The sequence below is a fragment of the Noviherbaspirillum sedimenti genome, from assembly GCF_003590835.1.
GTDB classification, from domain to species: Bacteria; Pseudomonadota; Gammaproteobacteria; order Burkholderiales; family Burkholderiaceae_D; genus Paucimonas; species Paucimonas sedimenti.
The window spans coordinates 1,845,779-1,862,738 of the sequence record NZ_QYUQ01000002.1 but is presented as its reverse complement, the minus strand read 5'-3'; the positions used below and the strand labels follow the sequence as shown (position 1 = coordinate 1,862,738).

The window sequence follows — 16,960 nt, the reverse complement described above, 5'->3', positions numbered from 1 at the left end:
TGCGCTGCTCAGCGGTTGTTGCGCGCCATGAACAGCAGGCGCTCGAACAGGTGCACGTCCTGCTCGTTCTTGAGCAGGGCGCCGTGCAGCGGCGGCACCACTAGCTTGGCATCCTGGCTGCGCAGGGCTTCAGCCGGAATGTCCTCGGCCAGCAAGAGCTTGAGCCAGTCGAGGAATTCCGATGTCGACGGCTTTTTCTTCAGACCCGGCACTTCGCGCACTTCATAAAAGGTTTGCAGGGCCTGCGCCAGCAAATCCTTTTTCAGGTGCGGGAAATGCACCTTGACGATGTCCTGCATCGTATCCTTGTCGGGGAACTTGATGTAGTGGAAGAAGCAGCGGCGCAGGAAGGCGTCCGGCAATTCCTTTTCATTGTTCGAGGTGATGATCACCAGCGGCCGGTGGCGGGCCGTGACCATCTCGCGCGTCTCATACACATAGAATTCCATGCGGTCCAGTTCGCGCAGCAAGTCGTTGGGGAATTCGATATCCGCCTTGTCGATCTCGTCGATCAGCAGCACCACCGGCTGCGGCGCGGTGAAGGCTTGCCACAGCACGCCCTTGACGATGTAGTTGTGGATATCCCTGACCCGCTCGTCGCCCAGTTGCGAATCGCGCAGGCGCGACACCGCGTCGTATTCATACAGGCCCTGCTGCGCCTTGGTGGTCGACTTGACGTGCCATTGCAACAGCGGCATGTCGAGCGCCGCCGCCACTTCCTCGGCCAGCATGGTCTTGCCGGTGCCGGGTTCGCCCTTGATCAGCAGCGGACGCTGCAGCGTCAATGCCGCATTCACCGCCAGCTTTAAATCTTCGGTTGCCACATATGTTGGGGAACCTTCGAAGCGTGTTTCCTGTCGCATAACTTAGTGTCTTCAAGAAAATAACATGTCATCAAGGCGAAAATTACGGGGTGTTTAATCCGCCTCGACATGTTCAAGTATAAACGAGAAGCGGATGGCCGGCGGGGAGCGTCCTTTTCCCTCTGTCATTCTTATTGCATTCAGATTTAACGAAAGGGACAAGCTGCATGAAGATCATTTTCCTGCGTCTATGGGTGATGTGCCGCCGCCTCTGCGGCGGCACCCAGCACCGCCGTGACCGCCATGTGCGTTACGAGCGCCAGGCCGAATCCCTGCTGCGGCAGGCCAATCCCTTCGCCAGCTGGAACGAGCGCGCCAACTGGATGATCGATGTCGCCGCCTGGCTGCGCCATGTGCCCAGGTCCGGCATGCTGCCCCCGGCTGACGCCGGTGAGCTGCGTCGGCAGCGCCTGCTGCTCCTGCTTGACTGGCTCGATGGGCAACGCGACGCGCGCCGGCTGGTGCAAACCACCCTGCAGAAAACCCTGCGCGAAGCAGCCGGGCCAGAGCTGTTCAGCGCTACCGGCCTGCCGCGCGAACCGGCTTTTTTCAGCGAGCTGGGCGAGCGCATCGTCAAGTTCATTCTGCCGCGCCCACCGGCGCAACAGGACTTGTCGGCCCTGTTTGCCGCCATGTTCCCCGATCCAGCCGATGCCGACTGGTTGCTGGGGCTGGACCATCTCACCCTGGGGCGCCTGGCCAGGCTTTGCATCGATGAAGGTATCCTGCATGCCTATATCCGGCAGATCGATGAGGCGCTGACCTACCTGGCCGCCATGATCGTGGCGGTCGGCATCAGCCCGGCATTCCGCCAGCGCCTGGACCCCAAAGTGCCGTTGCAGTCGACCCCATTCATGGCGCTCAAGCGTGAACTGGAGAATTTCTGCCTGAGCCGCCAACATGACGTTGCCGCATTGCGCAGCGTGAAGATGCTGGTCGCCGTGTGCCAGGCGCAGACCGACCGCATCTATGCCGACCTCGACGAGCATGGCGTCTCGGTCGGCCTGGTCTACAGCGTCGAGCGCATGCGCGCCCAGCTGGTGCGCATCGGCCGCCTGCTCGATTTGCGCACGGCGACCTTGCTCACGCCGCAGGGCGCAGGACAGGTGCAGGCGCTGCTGGCCGACCTGATCCGCGCGCAGCATGCGCGCGATTCGGTGCCGGCGCTGGTGCGGCGCAGCTTTTCGCTACTGGCGCGCAAGCTGGTCGAGCGCAATGCCGGCCAGGGCGAGCATTACATTGCCCGCAACCGCATTGAATATCGGGCCATGCTGAAAGCCGCGTATGTCGGCGGCATCATCACCGCTTTTACCGTGCTGGCCAAGCTTGCCATGGCCAGCACCGGCCAGGCGGGTTTCATCGCCGGCTTGTCCGCCTCGCTGACGTACGCCGCCAGCTTCGTCCTGATCACCGCCCTTGGCGGGGTGCTGGCCACCAGGCAGCCGGCCGTAACCGCACCGGCGCTGGCCGCGCGCATGGGCGACCTGGATTCCCGTGAAGGCTTGCGCGGCTTGCTGCAGGAAACGGCATGGCTGCTGCGCTCGCAGGCCGCGGCAGTGTTCGGTAACCTGATTGCCGTAATTCCGGTGATGGCCGTGCTGGCGGGCGCGGTGCTGCTGTTCACCGGCACGCCGCCGCTGGACCCGGCCAAGGCCCAGGCCAGCCTGCAGTCCCTGTCGCTGTTCGGCATGACGCCGCTCTACGCCGCCCTGACCGGCGGTTTGCTGTGGCTGTCCAGCCTGGTTGCCAGCTTTGTCGATAACTGGTTTGCCCTGCGCCAGCTGCGCGCTTCGCTGGCGCATCACCGGCGCCTGGTGCACGCACTCGGCGCCGCGCGCGCCGAGCGGCTGGCGCGCTGGGCCGAGCGCCATGTGTCCAGTCTGGCCGGCAACCTCTCGCTCGCCTTCCTCTTGGGCATGGGGCCGGTCGTCATGCAGTTTTTCGGGCTGGGGCTGGACGTGCGGCATGTCACGCTGTCCACCGGCACCCTGGTGGCTGCTGCCGCGAGCCTGGGCTGGGCCAGCATGGCGTCGTCCGAATTCTGGCTGGCCGTGCTCGGCATTGCCGCCATCGGCTTGCTGAATGTCGGGGTGGCGTTCGGCTGCGCGCTGGCGCTGGCCTTGCGCGCGCGCGAAGTGCCGGACCGCATCCGCCGACTGGTATTCAGCTCGGTGCTGCGGCGCTTTGCGCGGTCGCCGCGTTCCTTCCTGTTCCCGCGTGAACAGGAAGCCGGCGGCGTGGCGCAGGCCGCGCCTGCTGCGGCTTTCGAGGACGAGCGCCGCAAGCGTTCGGGAAGCGACGGCGCCTGAGCCGCCACGACCAACGTCATGTCTTGGTAGCATGGACTGGCGTTGGGAGTTCAGGTAGAATCGAACGGTTTGGATGTCAGCATTGCAAGGGAGCGCTGAACATCCGCCGGTTTCGCTTTACTTACCTCCTGCTACCATGAAAAAAATATTCGCATTGCTCGCGCTCGCAGGCGTGGCCAACCTCTCTGCTGCGGCGGATGTGGTCGGCGACGCCAAAGCCGCCAGGGCCAAGGTTGAGATGTGTATCGGTTGCCACGGCATCCCGGGCTACAAGGCCACTTTCCCGGAAATCTATCAAGTGCCCATGCTGGGTGGTCAGTCGGCGAAATACATTGAAAGCGCGCTGAAAGCCTATCAAAAAGGCGAGCGCAAACATCCGACCATGCAGGGCATCGCCGCCAGCCTGTCGGAGCAGGATATCGCCGACGTTGCGGCGTATTACGCGCAACAGAAATAAGGGGAGCGCACGATGAAAAACATGTTCAAGATCGCGGTCCTGGTACTCGCCTCCGCAATCGCGCAGGGCGCACAAGCTGCCGGCGATATCGAAGCCGGCAAGGTCGCCGCGCAAAAGTCCAACTGCTTCACCTGCCACGGCCAGGATTACAATACGCCGATCGATCCCAGCTATCCGAAGCTGGCCGGCCAGCACAAGGATTACCTGGAGAATGCAATGATTGCCTATCAGCGCGGCACCAGCGGCCTGAGCGGCCGCGGCAACGCCATCATGGCGGGTCAGGCCAAGCAATTGAGCAAGAAGGATATCCAGAATATCGCGGCGTACCTGCACAGCCTGCCGGGCACCCTGGTGGTGCGCAAGTAATGGTATGCAAGTAATGGTATGCAAGTAATGGTACGCAAGTAATGGTACGCAAGTAATGGTACGCAAATAAGCTGCTGATTTTCCCTTAAAAAAAGCCACGGAGTCCGTGGCTTTTTTGATTCTGCAGGGCGTGCGTGAGTTCCGGCCGGCGCCGTCAGCGGCAGCGCCGCCGCACGCAATCGATATAGGCGGCGCCGTCGGGCGGCGTGCCGTTGCGCTGTGAATTCCAGATCATCTCGCCCAGGCATTCCATGATCTGGTGATGCGCGTCATGCTCGGATTGCAGTTTGTTCGCAAGCGCCTGGCAAGCCGCCCTGATTCCAGGGGGCTGGTCGATCGACACCTGCTCGGCAATCGACAGGTGCATGGACAGGTGCAGGAAAGGATTGGCCTGGCCGCGTTCGACCGAATAGTCGGCTGCCAGCGCGGCTTCGACTTCTTCCAGTTCACTGGCATATTCCGGGTGCTGGGCGATCCAGTCGCGCGCAATTGCCTCCAGCGGCGTCAGGATTTCATTGTTGCGGTGTTTGCGGTAGGCGTCGCAGAAAAAACGCCGGACATCGTCTTGCGAGGGATTAAACATGTTCAGACTCCTTTGGCCGGCAGCGGCGTCTTGTCCGGGTATTCGCACAAATCGGCGATGACGCAGTTCCAGCACAGCGGCTTGCGGGCGATACAGGTATAACGCCCGTGCAGGATCAGCCAGTGGTGGGCGTCGTGAAGGAATTCGTGCGGGACATTTTTCATCAAGGCCCGCTCGACTTCATCGACGTTCTTGCCGGGCGCCAGGCCAGTGCGGTTGGATACCCGGAAAATATGTGTATCCACCGCCATCACCGCTTCGCCGAATGCCGTGTTCAAGACCACGTTGGCGGTCTTGCGGCCCACGCCCGGCAAGGCTTGCAGGCTTTCCCGCGTGCGCGGTACCTGGCCGCCGTGCTGTTCGAGCAGGATGCGGCAGGTTTCAATGATGTTTTTCGCCTTGGTGCGGTACAGGCCGATGGTGCGGATGTACTCTGTCAGTCCTTCGACGCCCAGGGCAAAGATCGCCTGCGGCGTATTGGCAAGCGGGAACAGCACGCGCGTGGCCTTGTTGACCGAGACATCGGTGGCCTGCGCCGACAGGATCACGGCGATCAGCAATTCGAACGGCGTGGTATAGGCCAGTTCGGTGGTCGGATTTGGATTTGCCGCGCGCAGGCGTTCAAAAATCAGGCGCCGCTTCTGGGAATTCAAGGTTTTTCCTCCGGGCTGGTCGCCGTGGCTGCCGCCATCTGTTCCTTCTTCAGGCGCGCGCGTTCGATGGCGGCCTGCACGATCGCCTTCTTGCGCGCCTGTTCGGCCTGCTGCTCCGGGCTGGCAGCGGCTTCGGCCTCCAGCGCCTGCAGCTTGGCGCTTGCCTTGGCTGCCAGCCTGGCGTCGTTTTCTTCCTTGTCGCGGCGCAGGCGCATGACATGAAAGTCATGGCGGTCGCGCGCGTCGTCGGCCTGCTGCTGCGACCAGGCGTCCCAGCCGGTCAGGCTGGCGGTGACGTCGATCATGGCGATGCAATCCACCGGGCAGGGGGCGACGCACAGGTCGCAGCCGGTACACAGCGCCGGCACCACCGTATGCATCTGCTTGCCGGCGCCGATGATGGCATCCACCGGACAGGCCTGGATGCACAGGGTACAGCCAATGCACAGGGTCTCGTCGATCAGCGCCACCGGGCGCGGCCGCTCGGCGCCGTTGGCGGGATTCAGCGGAATGACCGGCTTGCCGAGCAGGGCTGCCAGTCTGGCGACCCCCTCGGCGCCGCCGGGCGGACACTGGTTGTAGGAAGCCTCGCCGCTGGCGACCGCCTCGGCATAGGGGCGGCATGCCGGGTAGCCGCATTTGGTGCACTGGGTTTGCGGCAGCAGGTCTTCGATACGATCGGCAAGCGGAGCGGACACGGGACTATTCATCGATAAAAACAGCATTATCCAATGCCGCCGCGTTTGGCACAATCAGGCGGCATGCTGTCAATAAAAAAGCCGTCCCTGGAAGGGGACGGCTTTTCGCAAGGCGGCTTAACGTATCAGGAATGTATCAGGAATATTTCTTGATGAATTCGCCGACTTTCGGGCAAATGGTCTCGCGCCAGCGGCGGCCCGAAAAAATGCCGTAGTGGCCAGCACCCGGGGCGACATAATCCTGCTGCATGTCCTTGGGAATGCCGGAGCACAGTTCGTGCGCGGCCTGAGTCTGGCCAGGGCCGGAAATGTCGTCCAGCTCGCCTTCGACGGTAAACAGCGCAACGGTCTTGATATCCTGCGGTCGCACCAGCTTGCCGCCGATTTCCCAGGTGCCCTTGGGCAGGCAGTGGTCCTGGAAAACAGTCTTGATGGTTTCCAGATAATATTCTGCCGGCATGTCCAGCACGGCATTGTATTCGTCGTAGAACTTGCGGTGATTTTCGGCGGAGTCGTTGTCACCCTGGCGCAGATGCAGATAAAAATCCCAGTGGCTTTGCGCGTGACGGCTCGGGTTCATCGCCACGAAACCCGCATGCTGAAGGAATCCTGGGTAGACCTTGCGGCCGTGGCCCGGATAATTAGGTGGCACCGCGTAAATCACGGTGTTTTCAAACCAGGAAAAAGGCTTGTCGGTCGCCAGGTCGTTGACCTGGGTGGGCGACTTGCGCGGGTCGATCGGGCCGCCCATCAGGGTCATGGACTTGGGCAGCATCGGATCGTTGTCGCTGGCCATCAGCGCGACTGCCGCCAGCACCGGCACGGTCGGCTGGCACACCGCAATCAGATGCAGATCCGGACCCAGGTGGCGGATGAAATCCTGCACGTAGTAGACATAATCGTGCAGATGGAAGGGGCCTTCCGAGTAGGGCACCATGCGCGCATCGATCCAGTCGGTGATGTAGACGTCATGGTTCTCCAGCATGCTGCGCACGGTGTCGCGCAACAGGGTGGCATGGTGACCGGACAGTGGGGCGACGATCAAGACCTTGGGATGATTGAGCCTGGCGGTTTCCGCATCGCTCAAATCCTTCTTGAAGTGGATCAGGGTGCAGAAAGGCTTTTGCGCGGAAACGCGTTCCAGAATCTGGACTTCCTTGCCATCAACTGTCACGTTTTCAATGCTGAAGGGCGGCTTTTCGTAAGCTTTGCCAAGGCGATACATCAACTCGTAGCCCGCTGCAATGCGTTGCGCAAATGGCGCGTGTGCCAGCGGCGAGACTGGATTGGTAAATAGCTTGGCGGAGGCTTCGGCCCACTGGATCAATGGGTTAATGAAGTTGCGGTTTAATTCGTGAAATTGATAGAGCATGGTCGCCTCATCGGATAGTGCAGCACAATCAGTTTTTATTTTTAAATGTTGCAATGCATCATAGTAAGCTTATTTTACTTCAACGTGTAGGAAAATTCTTATTGCATTACAACATAATTACAAACGACAGGGAACACTTTGCAAAACCGGGATTTCTTTGGAGTCGCCCGATTTGCGCGCATTGACGCTAAGAAACATACCATAAATTGTTGGCGTTGGTCAGACATTTACAGTCCATTTTCTTCTCCTGACTGTCGTTTTGTTTCAACTAAATGACAATAATTCCATGTGAAATCAATAACTTGTTTCAATCGGCGAAATGCGATGGGCGGCCATGGCTTGCCGTGACGCGGTCATGAAACCGTAATCCATCGATCATGAAGTCGTTATGCCATTTTTTGCCGTCCGCGGCTATTGAAGTGCCCAAATCGCCTTGGCTGGCATTCCGTTGATCATGTAGCAGTGCAGCATAAGTCGTGCCAAGTCACTGACACGCATAATGCCTGCCAAGAAAAAACGCCCCTTGGCTTGTCCAGCCAAGGGGCGTTTCCAGGTTGTTGCCGCGTGAAACGATTAATCGAATACGGGGGTCTCGACACCCAGGATCTTGTGCAGCTTGGGCGAGGTGGTGGTGTATTGCATGTGGATCTTCTTTTCCGGGAAAATGTAGGGCGCTGCGCCAAAGGCCGCCAGTGCCGCTTCATGGAAACCGGAGAGAATCAGTTTTTTCTTGCCAGGGTAGGTATTGATGTCGCCTACCGCGAAAATTCCCGGGACATTGGTTTCGAATTTCTCGGTATCGACGACTTTCAGCTGCTTGCGCTCGATATCCAGGCCCCATTCGGCGATCGGGCCGAGCTTGGGCGACAGGCCGAAGAACACCAGCAAGTGGTCCAGCGGCAGGCGGCGCGTCACGCCATCGGCGCCGGTGACCTTGATCTCGCTGAGTCGCTCGTCTTTGGATTCATAGCCGGTGACCTGGCCGACGATGAATTGCATTTCAAATTCGTCGCACAATTCCTTCATCTTGGCCACCGAAGCCGGCGCGGCGCGGAAATCTTCGCGACGATGCAGCAGAATGACCGATTCGGCCTTGCCGACAAAGTTCAGCGCCCAGTCCAGGGCGGAGTCGCCGCCGCCGCAAATGACCAGGTTCTTGCCGTGGAAACGGCTCGGGTCCTTGACGCGGTAAAACACTTGCTCGCCTTCAAACTGTTCGATGCCATCGACCTTGATGGTGCGCGGCTGGAAGGAGCCGACGCCGGCAGCGATGAAAATGGTCTTGGTGATGAAGCGGGTGCCCATCGACGTCTCGAGATTGAAGCGGCCGTCCTCGCGCTTTTCGACCACGGTGACTTCCTGGTTCAGGTGGAAGGTCGGTTCGAAGGGCTCGATTTGCTTCAGCAGGTTGTCGGTCAATTCCTGGCCGGTGCATACCGGCACCGCAGGGATGTCATAGATCGGCTTGTCCGGATACAGTTCCACGCACTGGCCGCCGACGACTGGCAGCGAATCGATCACGTGTGCCTTGATTTCCAGCAGGCCGAGTTCGAATACCTGGAACAGGCCGACCGGGCCGGCGCCGATGATCACGGCATCGGCTTCGATCGGCGCCTTGGCCGCATCGGGAGTGGTGTTGGGGGCGAGGTTCGAGGCTTCGAGGCCGGCGCTGGTTTCCATACGACTGTCAAATTCCTGTTTCATTGAAAAAGTGAAAAAGCCGGGGAAACATGCACCGGCTTCGGGTATTTCGTGGCAAGGCCTCAGCTTTGGAGGTATTGCAATTTATCTTTCGTATCTTTCCATTCCTCGGCTTCCGCCAGGGGCGCCGTGGTTTTGGTGATGGACGGCCACTTGCGCGCCAGCTCGACATTCAGCTTGATGAATTGCTGCTGGTCTGCCGGGACATCCTCTTCCGCGTAAATGGCATTGACCGGGCATTCTGCCACGCACACCGCGCAGTCGATGCATTCGTCGGGGTCGATCGTCAGAAAATTCGGACCTGCGCGAAAGCAGTCCACCGGACATACATCGACGCAGTCGGTATAGCGACAACGGATGCAGGATTCGGTCACAACGTGGGTCATAACAGTCCTATCTACTCAATTGGGGATAAAATGGCGCGATGCAGATGCTGTTCAAGAGATAAACAGCCACATTTCTGCAATCTTTCGCAAAGCCTTGTATTTTAAGGCATTTTATATCTTCCCACAAACAGCGGTTATACAAATTACGCATAAGCAAATGCGCCAGCCATTCTTGCGGCGTTTCGCTCATCTCCCGGTAGAACTGGAAAAATCCACTTTAACGCTTTCGAATCCTGCATGAAACCGAAAATCCTGATTGCGCGCGCCATCTTTCCCGAGGTGGTGGAGCGCCTGTCCTGCCATTTCGCAGTGGAAACCAACCAGGACGACCTGCCCTGGTCCAGCGCCGAGCTGGCGCAACGCTTGCACGACAAGCAAGGCTTGTTCTCGAGTGCGAACGAACGCATCACTGCCGAATTGATCGCGGCTTGTCCGCAATTGAAAATGATCGCCAATATGGCGGTTGGCTTCAACAATATCGACCTCGACGCCGCCACGCGCGCAGGCGTCATGGTGAGCAATACGCCAGACGTATTGAACGAAACCACCGCGGATTTTGCCTGGGCCCTGTTGATGGCGGCGGCACGCCAGGTGGGGGCGTCGGAACGCTGGCTGCGTGCCGGGCAATGGAAGCGCTGGCGTTATGATGCCTTCCTGGGGGCGGACCTGCATGGCGCCACCCTGGGCATCCTCGGCATGGGCCGTATCGGCCAGGCGATCGCGCGCCGCTCACGCGGCTTCGACATGCAGGTGCTTTACCATAATCGTACGCAGCTGCCGGCGACGCTCGAAGCCGCGGCCAACCATGCGCAGTTTGTCGACAAGGATGACTTGCTGCGCCGGGCCGACCATCTGCTGCTGGTGCTGCCGTATTCGGCGGCGACCCATCATGCCATCGGCGCTGCCGAACTGGCATTGATGAAGCCGACGGCCACCCTGGTCAATATCGCCCGCGGCGGCATCGTCGATGACGCCGCGCTGATCGCGGCGCTGCGCGAGCGCCGGATTGCTGCCGCCGGGCTGGACGTCTTCGAGAACGAGCCGGCCTTCCATCCGGATTTCCTGGCACTGGATAATGTCGTATTGACTCCGCATATCGGTAGCGCTTCCGGAGCGACCCGGCGCGCGATGGCAACGTGCGCAGCGGACAACCTGATTGCCGCATTCAGCGGCAAGACGCCTCCCAACCTGTTGAATCCGCAAGCCTTGCGCCAGGGATAACTGCTGTAATTGCTGTGGCAAGTCCGGAAAACAAAAAAGCCGCACGGGATTCGTGCGGCTTTGGCCAAAGCGCCGGCAGGCACTGGATCAGGCCTTCAGGGATTCCACCAGGTCGATATACTTACTGCTGCTTCGCCGCTTCCGGCTGCGTACCTTTCAGGGCATTCCAGGCATCCCATTTGGCGCGGGCGACGAAATCGGTCATGCCCGGACGTTCGCCGGTGGCGCCGCCGCTGCTGGCCTGTTTATACAGGGCATACATCTTCAGCAAGGTCAGGTTGTCCGGGCGCTCGGGCAGATTCTTCGACTCGGCCACGACCTGTTCAAAACGAGCTTGCAGGCTCATGGCACTTATACGTCCAGCAGTTCGACTTCAAAAATCAGCGTCGCGTTGGGCGGAATCACGCCGCCGGCGCCACGCGCGCCATAGCCGAGCGCTGCCGGAATGATCAGCTTGCGCACGCCGCCGACTTTCATGCCTTGCACGCCCTGGTCCCAGCCCTTGATGACGTGGCCTGCACCCAGCGGAAATGCGAAGGGGTCGTTGCGGTCCTTGCTGGAGTCGAACTTGCTGCCGGCGCTGCCGTCGGCGTTTTGCAGCCAGCCGGTGTAGTGCACGCTCACATGCGCGCCGGCAGTCGCTTCGGCGCCAGCGCCGACGGTGATATCTTCATACTGCAGTCCGGTGGAGGTCGTGATGGTGGACATAATTTTCCTTCAGGGTTGGGTTCTAAAAAGCAGGGTAGACTGACGAGATTGTAGCGAAGAAAGCGGGAATGATGGGAATTGAAATGGAGCCGGTGCGATGATGCGGCCGGTGTTGGGCGCCTTCGGCAAGGCCGTGTTGTCACAGCTGCACATGCGCATGTTGCTGCTGACGATCGCGCCATTTATGTTGTCAGTCGTTATCTGGGGCATCGTGCTGTATTTCAGCCTGCAGCCGATGTACGACTGGGTGCATGCGTATTTTGCCGGGCATGACTTGTTCGGCCTGGCCGGCGACTGGCTGGACGCCATGGGCACCGGTTTCGCTGGCTACGTGGTGGTGCCGCTGGTGGCCATGTGGCTGTTGCTGCCGCTGATGATCCTGACGGCGCTGGTTTTCATTGCCCTGTTCGCCATGCCTTCAATCGTTCGCCATGTGGCCAGCCGCGATTATCCGCAACTCGAGCGGCGCCAGGGCGGCAGCGTCTGGGGCAGTCTGTGGCTATCTTTGTATTCGTTCATCGTGTTCGCATTGCTGTGGATCGTCAGCCTGCCGCTGGTGGCACTGCCGCCGTTGGGGCTGATCGTGCAAGCGCTGCTGTGGGGCTGGCTGACCTACAAGGTGCTGGCGTATGACGCGCTGGCTGAACATGCGAGCCGGGAGGAATTTCGCGCACTGCAAAGGCGGCACCGCGGCGCGCTGCTGCTGATCGGCACCCTGACCGGCGCCATGGGGGCGGCGCCGATGCTGTTGTGGCTGGGCGGTGCGCTTTCGGTGGTTTTATTTCCCGTGTTTGCGGCCATTTCGATCTGGCTGTATGTGCTGGTGTTCGTCTTCACCAGCCTGTGGTTTGCCCATTACTGCCTGGCTGCGTTGAGCCAGATGCGCGCCGCCACGGCCAGGGATGATGCGACGCCGGTGCAATTCAAGGACATCAATTAATTTTTAAACGGATACAGACCATGGCGTTCGGACTCATCATCATCGGCGACGAAATCCTGTCAGGCAAACGCGCTGACCAGCATTTTCCCAAGGTGGTGCAATTGCTGGGAGCGCGCGGCTTGCAGCTTGGCTGGGCGGAATACCTGGGCGACGATCCGGCGCGCATCACCGCCACCTTGCGCCGCACCTTGGCCAGTGGCGATGTCGTGTTTTCCTGCGGCGGCATCGGCGCCACGCCGGACGATCACACCCGTCAATGTGCGGCGGCGGCACTGGGCGTGCCGCTGGCATTGCATCCGCAAGCCCGGGACAGGATCGAGGAACGCATCACCGATATGGCGCGTGAAGCCGGCATCACGGCGGATTTGCAGGCGCCGGACAATCTGCACCGCTTGAAGATGGGGGAGTTTCCCGTGGGTGCGCAAATCATCCCAAATCCCTATAACAAGATTCCAGGCTTTTCGGTGCGAGGGGCGGTGGGGGAGGCTGAGGCTGAAGCAAAAAGCGGCGCACATCATTTCGTGCCCGGCTTTCCAGTCATGGCCTGGCCGATGATCGAATGGGTTCTGGATACGCATTATTCGTCCCTGTTTCACCAGTCGCCACGGCTGGAGCGTTCGGTGCTGGTATTCGGGGCGATGGAGTCGACCCTGACGCCGCTGATGGAGTCGATCGAAAAGCAATTTCTCCAGGTGAAGGTGTTCAGCCTGCCCAGTGTGGGCAACGCTCAAAGCCGCGCCTTTATTGAACTGGGGGTCAAGGGGGAGCCGGCACAAACCGCAGCGGCGTTCGCCTGCCTGCAGGCGGAACTTGACCGGCTGGGGAGCGAATACCGCCATACCTGAGGCGCTCGACAAAAAATTCGGGCCTGCCGGGCAATGCATCATGCTTGCATTGTCCGGCAGGCCCGTTTGCCTTCAAACGCATGCCGCAACCTTGTATCGGCGCGGCTGAGGCAAATTACTTCTTGGCTTTGGCGGTCTTGTTTGCTGCTTGCGAAATCTGGGTCACCGCAGTGTTCAGATTGGTTTCCAGGGCTTCGACGGCTTGCTTGGTCGACTGGGCCAGTTGTTCGTAGCTGGCGTTGGCAGTGCCGAAGGCCGACTTGACCAGGGCAATCACATTTTCCGAACCGGCCGGCGCATTCTTGCTGGCTTCTTCGATCAGTGCCAGGACTTTACGGTTGGCTTCGGCAACTTGCTCTTCAGCAGCCTTGGTGAATTCGGCTTGGGCGCTGGAAGCGATGGTGGCGACATGACGGCCGTAAGCCAGGGCTTTTTCAGCGCTCGGCTGGGCGTGTGCGGCGAGCAGCGTGGAGAGTTCTTGCGGATCCTTGGCGGCCAACAATTGCTTGGCAGCAGAATTCGAATCCTCGAGCGAGGATTTGACAGCAGTCAGGTTCAGGTCAACCAGTTTTTCGACGCTTTCAAAAGCCTTGTTGGTCAGCGAAGTGATCAGGGCGATTTGCGCTTCGAAATTGGCTTTGGTGACTGCAGCGAAATTTTCTTGATTCGGAAACAGATTAGACATGGCAATTCCTTTGGTGAGTTAATTAATAAGAAACAGAAGGTGAATTCGAATTGTGCGCTGCAACAAACCCTATTTTAAATACTAATTTCATCGTGTCAAGGGTTTTTTGTGCGGTGCACTATAAAGTTGTTTGTAGACACAACATCATGATCTTGTGTTTTGGATAGTTGTTGTGAGGAAATTAGCTATCTCATGACATAGATCAATTAGGACGTGCGGCCTGCATTGCCAACCGCGACATTTGCAAGGTGCAGAGGGGCATTATTGTTGGCAGTGAATGTTGTATTTTGTCGTCGGCAAGAAGGGATCGTAGGGATGCAAATCCGTGCACTGCTCAAGAAATTGCCAAATCGACTATTTGCTGGCGTGCCCTTACTTAAGTGAATGCTATTATGTAAATTATTTCTAATTAGAATATTGTTTAATGAAGTGCGCTAAATCCTTCATTCTCTTGCATATTTTTATCATTTTGCTACACTGCAATCTTCACGTACGTTCGCATGAGTAAGGATCGGAGCCATCCAATGGGCAAGCCTGCGCTAGGGATACTGTTTTTATTGATCTTCATTTGTGCGACGCTTCCTGAGGCCGGGGCGAAGAACACTGCGTCTGGCGCCTCCCGGCCGACGCCCAAAAAGACCCTGATCAAGAAATCCGCCGCGTCAAAAGCCGTCGCCGGCAAGCGCAAGGTCGCGCCCGGCAAAACGTCGCGCAAGCGCGCCACGGTCGTGGCGCACAGCGGCGGGGATAAAATCGTCAAGCACGTCAGCGTGGTGAATGGCAAGCGCAGTGTGACATATCAACAAGTCAAGACCCGCCCTGTCATGCCGGCGGTGGCGGCAGTGCGAACGGCTGGCGACCTGGCCGGCCTGAACCAGACGACCGATCCGCTGGATCTGGCGTCGAATGTGGCGCTGGTGCTGGATCAGTCCAGTTCCGAAGTCCTGTTTGAAAAAAATCCCGATGTCTCGCTGCCGATCGCATCCATTACCAAGCTGATGACTGGCTTGATCGTGGTCGAGTCGCAGCAAAACAAGGATGAAATCCTCGAAATTACCGCCGACGACATCGACCGCGAGAAAAACAGTGGATCACGGCTGGCAGTCGGTACTCGGCTGTCGCGCGCCAGTCTGCTGAACCTGGCGCTGATGAGCTCGGAAAACCGCGCGGCATCGGCACTGGGACGCAATTATCCAGGCGGCTTGCCAGCATTCGTGGCGGCCATGAATGCCAAGGCGCGGGCGCTGGGCATGCGCGATACGCATTATGTCGATTCCAGTGGCTTGTCCAGCCGAAATGTCGCCAGTGCGCGCGACCTGGTCAAGCTGGTGGCGGAGGTGCAGAAGTTCCCGATCCTCGGGCAATACTCGACCTCGCTTGAATCGGTGGTGGATGCCGGCGGCAGGGCCCTGCAATACCGCAATACCAATCAGCTGGTGCGTAACAGCTCTTGGGAGATCGGCTTGCAAAAGACAGGGTATATCGCGGAAGCAGGCCGTTGCCTAGTGATGCAGACGGTAATCGAGGGACGCTCGATCGTGATGGTGTTCCTCGATTCCAAGGGCAAGCTATCGCGCCTGGCCGATGCCGGCCGGATCCGCAAGTGGATCGAGAATATCAAGCCGCATTCCATTTCCACTACGGCGCTTGCCGGCGGCCAGGGCTGAACCCTGTGCGGACATTGCCCCGGTTTTAGGCCGGCATCCCGGCTGGCGGCACATAGCCCAGCACCGCCGAAATCTGCGTCGCAGTGCTGATCAGGTCTTCGAGCCACTCTTCCTGCAAGCGGTCGGCCGGTGCCGAAATCGACAGTCCGGCGATCAGGCGGCCAGAATCGTCGCGAACGCCGGCTGCCATGCAGCGCACCCCGAGTTCCAGTTCTTCATTGTCACGCGCATAGCCGAGCGTGCGCACCTGGTTCAATTCGCGTTCCAGCTTGGCCAGGTCGGTAATCGAATTCTTGTTGTGGCCGGCAAGGCCGGTGCGGGTGGCGTAGGCGCGCACGGCTTTCGAGTCGTCCAGCGACAGGAACAGCTTGCCGGTCGATGTCAGGTGCAGTGGCGCGCGGCCACCGATGGCGCGCACCACTTGCATGCCGGAGCGTTCGGAAAAGGAGCGGTCGATATAGACGATTTCATCGCCCTGGCGTACCGACAGGTTGATGGTTTGATTGGTCTTGCGATGCAGGCTGCGCATGAAATCGAGCGCCGCTTCACGCACGTTGATGCGGCTCTTGACCATATTGCCAAGCTCCAGCAAACGCATGCCGAGACGATACGTGCCGGGTTCGGAGCGGTCGACAAAACGCTTCATGACCAGGTCGTTGAGAATGCGGTGCGCCGTGGAGGGGTGCAGGCCGGTGGCAGCGGCCAGTTCTTTCAGGCTGATCGGATCGGGCCGCTCGGCCAGCGCGTCAAGCAGCGACACCATGCGTTCGATCACCTGGATCGAGGTTTTTTCCAAGTCGGTCGTGGAATCGTTTTTCATTACGTGAAAATGCATTGCAATAAACCTTTATACCACAATGTGAAAAAATCAAAAAGGGCTCGTTCTGGAAATGGCATTGTTCCCCGGCCTGATAAAATCATCACTTTGCCTTGCGGCTGTGAAAACTCTCCCCCATGTCCGATCACGAACCATCGTTTAGCGAATTCAAGAGTAAAAGCGGCCTGAAGCGGATTTTTTCGGCATTCTCCTATTCCATCGCTGGCTTCAAAGCAGCCTGGAAGCATGAGCATGCCTTTCGCCAGGAGTTGATGCTGGCCATTCCCGGCACCGTCATTGCCCTGTTGCTGCCGGTTTCCGCAATTGAAAAACTGTTGCTGATTGCCGTGCTGGTGCTGGTCTTGATCATCGAATTGATGAATTCCTCGATCGAGGCGATCGTCGACCGCGTCTCGCTGGAGCGCCATCCCTTGTCGAAAAACGCCAAGGATCTGGGTAGTGCGGCGGTGTTCCTGGCAATGTCGCTGGCCTTTGCCAGCTGGGTGGTAATCCTGTTGCCGCTGTTCTGGCGCAACTGAGTTTTTCACGCGGGCTTCGATTACGCCATACTGTTTTCGCGCCTGGCCACGAAGCCGTTGAAGCGCTTGCGCATCTCATATGGATATGCGGAATGCTTCGTTGTCTGTGTGCTTGTTCATGCCTATGATCGACCCATTTCTGAGCTTGCC

At 59.1% G+C, this 16,960-nt stretch carries 19 protein-coding genes; 8 read left to right on the top strand and 11 right to left on the bottom strand.

The window, feature by feature from the left end:
* Positions 1-8 precede the first annotated feature (8 nt).
* On the bottom strand, positions 9-863 hold the full coding sequence (locus tag D3878_RS08755; RefSeq protein ID WP_119785118.1) for an AAA family ATPase: 855 nt from the start codon (positions 861-863) through the stop codon (positions 9-11).
* A gap of 167 nt (positions 864-1,030) precedes the next feature.
* Here D3878_RS08755 and D3878_RS08750 point away from each other — a divergent pair, with 167 nt between their 5' ends.
* The 3 genes from D3878_RS08750 (at position 1,031) to D3878_RS08740 (ending at position 3,995) form a co-directional block, all read left to right on the top strand.
* A complete protein-coding gene (locus tag D3878_RS08750; protein ID WP_119785117.1) occupies positions 1,031-3,172 on the top strand; it encodes a site-specific recombinase in 2,142 nt (713 codons plus the stop codon).
* Between the two features lie 136 nt (positions 3,173-3,308).
* The gene (locus D3878_RS08745; RefSeq protein WP_119785115.1) at positions 3,309-3,629 is read left to right on the top strand and encodes a c-type cytochrome; all 321 of its coding nucleotides are present in this window, start codon (positions 3,309-3,311) and stop codon (positions 3,627-3,629) included.
* Positions 3,630-3,641: 12 nt separating this feature from the next.
* Entirely contained in the window at positions 3,642-3,995 is a 354-nt protein-coding gene (locus D3878_RS08740; protein ID WP_119785113.1) for a c-type cytochrome, read from the top strand.
* Positions 3,996-4,149: 154 nt separating this feature from the next.
* Here D3878_RS08740 and D3878_RS08735 read toward each other — a convergent pair whose 3' ends face one another.
* From D3878_RS08735 to fdxA, 6 genes are all read right to left on the bottom strand, one after another.
* Positions 4,150-4,578, bottom strand: coding sequence for a DUF1841 family protein (locus tag D3878_RS08735; RefSeq protein WP_119785111.1), 429 nt, complete (start codon positions 4,576-4,578; stop codon positions 4,150-4,152).
* Between the two features lie 2 nt (positions 4,579-4,580).
* Positions 4,581-5,231, bottom strand: coding sequence for an endonuclease III (gene nth / locus D3878_RS08730; protein ID WP_119785110.1), 651 nt, complete (start codon positions 5,229-5,231; stop codon positions 4,581-4,583).
* Positions 5,228-5,941, bottom strand: coding sequence for an electron transport complex subunit RsxB (gene rsxB / locus D3878_RS08725; protein WP_420799577.1), 714 nt, complete (start codon positions 5,939-5,941; stop codon positions 5,228-5,230). The genes nth and rsxB overlap by 4 nt, the downstream gene beginning before the upstream one ends.
* 124 nt (positions 5,942-6,065) lie before the next feature.
* Positions 6,066-7,301 (bottom strand): polyhydroxyalkanoate depolymerase, encoded by a 1,236-nt coding sequence (locus tag D3878_RS08720; protein WP_119785107.1) that lies wholly within the window; start codon positions 7,299-7,301, stop codon positions 6,066-6,068.
* A gap of 573 nt (positions 7,302-7,874) precedes the next feature.
* Entirely contained in the window at positions 7,875-8,981 is a 1,107-nt protein-coding gene (locus tag D3878_RS08715; protein WP_233556277.1) for an NAD(P)/FAD-dependent oxidoreductase, read from the bottom strand.
* 83 nt (positions 8,982-9,064) lie between these two features.
* Complete coding sequence (fdxA, locus tag D3878_RS08710; RefSeq protein WP_119785106.1) at positions 9,065-9,388, bottom strand: ferredoxin FdxA; 324 nt, start codon at positions 9,386-9,388, stop codon at positions 9,065-9,067.
* 237 nt (positions 9,389-9,625) lie between these two features.
* On the opposite strand from fdxA, the gene D3878_RS08705 reads away from it, so the two are divergent.
* Positions 9,626-10,609 carry a 2-hydroxyacid dehydrogenase gene (locus D3878_RS08705; RefSeq protein WP_119785104.1) on the top strand — a complete coding sequence of 328 codons (984 nt, stop codon included), beginning with the start codon at positions 9,626-9,628 and terminating at the stop codon, positions 10,607-10,609.
* A 121-nt stretch (positions 10,610-10,730) separates the two neighbouring features.
* Here the strand turns inward: D3878_RS08705 and D3878_RS08700 are convergent, their stop codons facing one another.
* A complete protein-coding gene (locus tag D3878_RS08700; RefSeq protein WP_119785103.1) occupies positions 10,731-10,955 on the bottom strand; it encodes an acyl-CoA-binding protein in 225 nt (74 codons plus the stop codon).
* A 5-nt stretch (positions 10,956-10,960) separates the two neighbouring features.
* Positions 10,961-11,317: an FKBP-type peptidyl-prolyl cis-trans isomerase gene (locus D3878_RS08695; RefSeq protein ID WP_119785101.1), complete on the bottom strand. Its 357-nt coding sequence runs from the start codon at positions 11,315-11,317 to the stop codon at positions 10,961-10,963.
* A gap of 97 nt (positions 11,318-11,414) precedes the next feature.
* Between D3878_RS08695 and D3878_RS08690 the strand changes: the two genes are divergently transcribed.
* Together D3878_RS08690 and D3878_RS08685 are read left to right on the top strand one after the other, a co-directional pair.
* Positions 11,415-12,257: an EI24 domain-containing protein gene (locus tag D3878_RS08690; RefSeq protein ID WP_338016803.1), complete on the top strand. Its 843-nt coding sequence runs from the start codon at positions 11,415-11,417 to the stop codon at positions 12,255-12,257.
* A 20-nt stretch (positions 12,258-12,277) separates the two neighbouring features.
* Positions 12,278-13,102 (top strand): competence/damage-inducible protein A, encoded by an 825-nt coding sequence (locus D3878_RS08685; protein ID WP_119785100.1) that lies wholly within the window; start codon positions 12,278-12,280, stop codon positions 13,100-13,102.
* A gap of 115 nt (positions 13,103-13,217) precedes the next feature.
* Here D3878_RS08685 and phaP read toward each other — a convergent pair whose 3' ends face one another.
* Positions 13,218-13,787: a TIGR01841 family phasin gene (gene phaP / locus D3878_RS08680; RefSeq protein WP_420799505.1), complete on the bottom strand. Its 570-nt coding sequence runs from the start codon at positions 13,785-13,787 to the stop codon at positions 13,218-13,220.
* 524 nt (positions 13,788-14,311) lie between these two features.
* Here phaP and pbpG point away from each other — a divergent pair.
* A complete protein-coding gene (pbpG, locus tag D3878_RS08675) occupies positions 14,312-15,454 on the top strand; it encodes a D-alanyl-D-alanine endopeptidase (protein WP_119785098.1) in 1,143 nt (380 codons plus the stop codon).
* 25 nt (positions 15,455-15,479) lie between these two features.
* Here pbpG and D3878_RS08670 read toward each other — a convergent pair whose 3' ends face one another.
* Positions 15,480-16,274, bottom strand: a complete 795-nt coding sequence (locus tag D3878_RS08670) for an IclR family transcriptional regulator (RefSeq protein WP_119785097.1) — start codon at positions 16,272-16,274, stop codon at positions 15,480-15,482.
* Between the two features lie 134 nt (positions 16,275-16,408).
* Here D3878_RS08670 and D3878_RS08665 point away from each other — a divergent pair, with 134 nt between their 5' ends.
* Entirely contained in the window at positions 16,409-16,810 is a 402-nt protein-coding gene (locus D3878_RS08665; protein WP_119785095.1) for a diacylglycerol kinase, read from the top strand.
* Positions 16,811-16,960 lie beyond the last annotated feature (150 nt).

Bases quoted from the DNA above. Each gene is read 5' to 3' on its own strand.
- D3878_RS08755 (WP_119785118.1), bottom strand. From the start codon at position 863: ATGCGACAGGAAACACGCTTCGAAGGTTCCCCAACATATGTGGCAACC.
- D3878_RS08750 (WP_119785117.1), top strand. From the start codon at position 1,031: ATGAAGATCATTTTCCTGCGTCTATGGGTGATGTGCCGCCGCCTCTGC.
- D3878_RS08745 (WP_119785115.1), top strand. From the start codon at position 3,309: ATGAAAAAAATATTCGCATTGCTCGCGCTCGCAGGCGTGGCCAACCTC.
- D3878_RS08740 (WP_119785113.1), top strand. From the start codon at position 3,642: ATGAAAAACATGTTCAAGATCGCGGTCCTGGTACTCGCCTCCGCAATC.
- D3878_RS08735 (WP_119785111.1), bottom strand. From the start codon at position 4,578: ATGTTTAATCCCTCGCAAGACGATGTCCGGCGTTTTTTCTGCGACGCC.
- rsxB (WP_420799577.1), bottom strand. From the start codon at position 5,941: ATGAATAGTCCCGTGTCCGCTCCGCTTGCCGATCGTATCGAAGACCTG.
- D3878_RS08720 (WP_119785107.1), bottom strand. From the start codon at position 7,301: ATGCTCTATCAATTTCACGAATTAAACCGCAACTTCATTAACCCATTG.
- D3878_RS08715 (WP_233556277.1), bottom strand. From the start codon at position 8,981: ATGGAAACCAGCGCCGGCCTCGAAGCCTCGAACCTCGCCCCCAACACC.
- fdxA (WP_119785106.1), bottom strand. From the start codon at position 9,388: ATGACCCACGTTGTGACCGAATCCTGCATCCGTTGTCGCTATACCGAC.
- D3878_RS08705 (WP_119785104.1), top strand. From the start codon at position 9,626: ATGAAACCGAAAATCCTGATTGCGCGCGCCATCTTTCCCGAGGTGGTG.
- D3878_RS08700 (WP_119785103.1), bottom strand. From the start codon at position 10,955: ATGAGCCTGCAAGCTCGTTTTGAACAGGTCGTGGCCGAGTCGAAGAAT.
- D3878_RS08695 (WP_119785101.1), bottom strand. From the start codon at position 11,317: ATGTCCACCATCACGACCTCCACCGGACTGCAGTATGAAGATATCACC.
- D3878_RS08690 (WP_338016803.1), top strand. From the start codon at position 11,415: ATGATGCGGCCGGTGTTGGGCGCCTTCGGCAAGGCCGTGTTGTCACAG.
- D3878_RS08685 (WP_119785100.1), top strand. From the start codon at position 12,278: ATGGCGTTCGGACTCATCATCATCGGCGACGAAATCCTGTCAGGCAAA.
- phaP (WP_420799505.1), bottom strand. From the start codon at position 13,787: ATGTCTAATCTGTTTCCGAATCAAGAAAATTTCGCTGCAGTCACCAAA.
- pbpG (WP_119785098.1), top strand. From the start codon at position 14,312: ATGGGCAAGCCTGCGCTAGGGATACTGTTTTTATTGATCTTCATTTGT.
- D3878_RS08670 (WP_119785097.1), bottom strand. From the start codon at position 16,274: ATGAAAAACGATTCCACGACCGACTTGGAAAAAACCTCGATCCAGGTG.
- D3878_RS08665 (WP_119785095.1), top strand. From the start codon at position 16,409: ATGTCCGATCACGAACCATCGTTTAGCGAATTCAAGAGTAAAAGCGGC.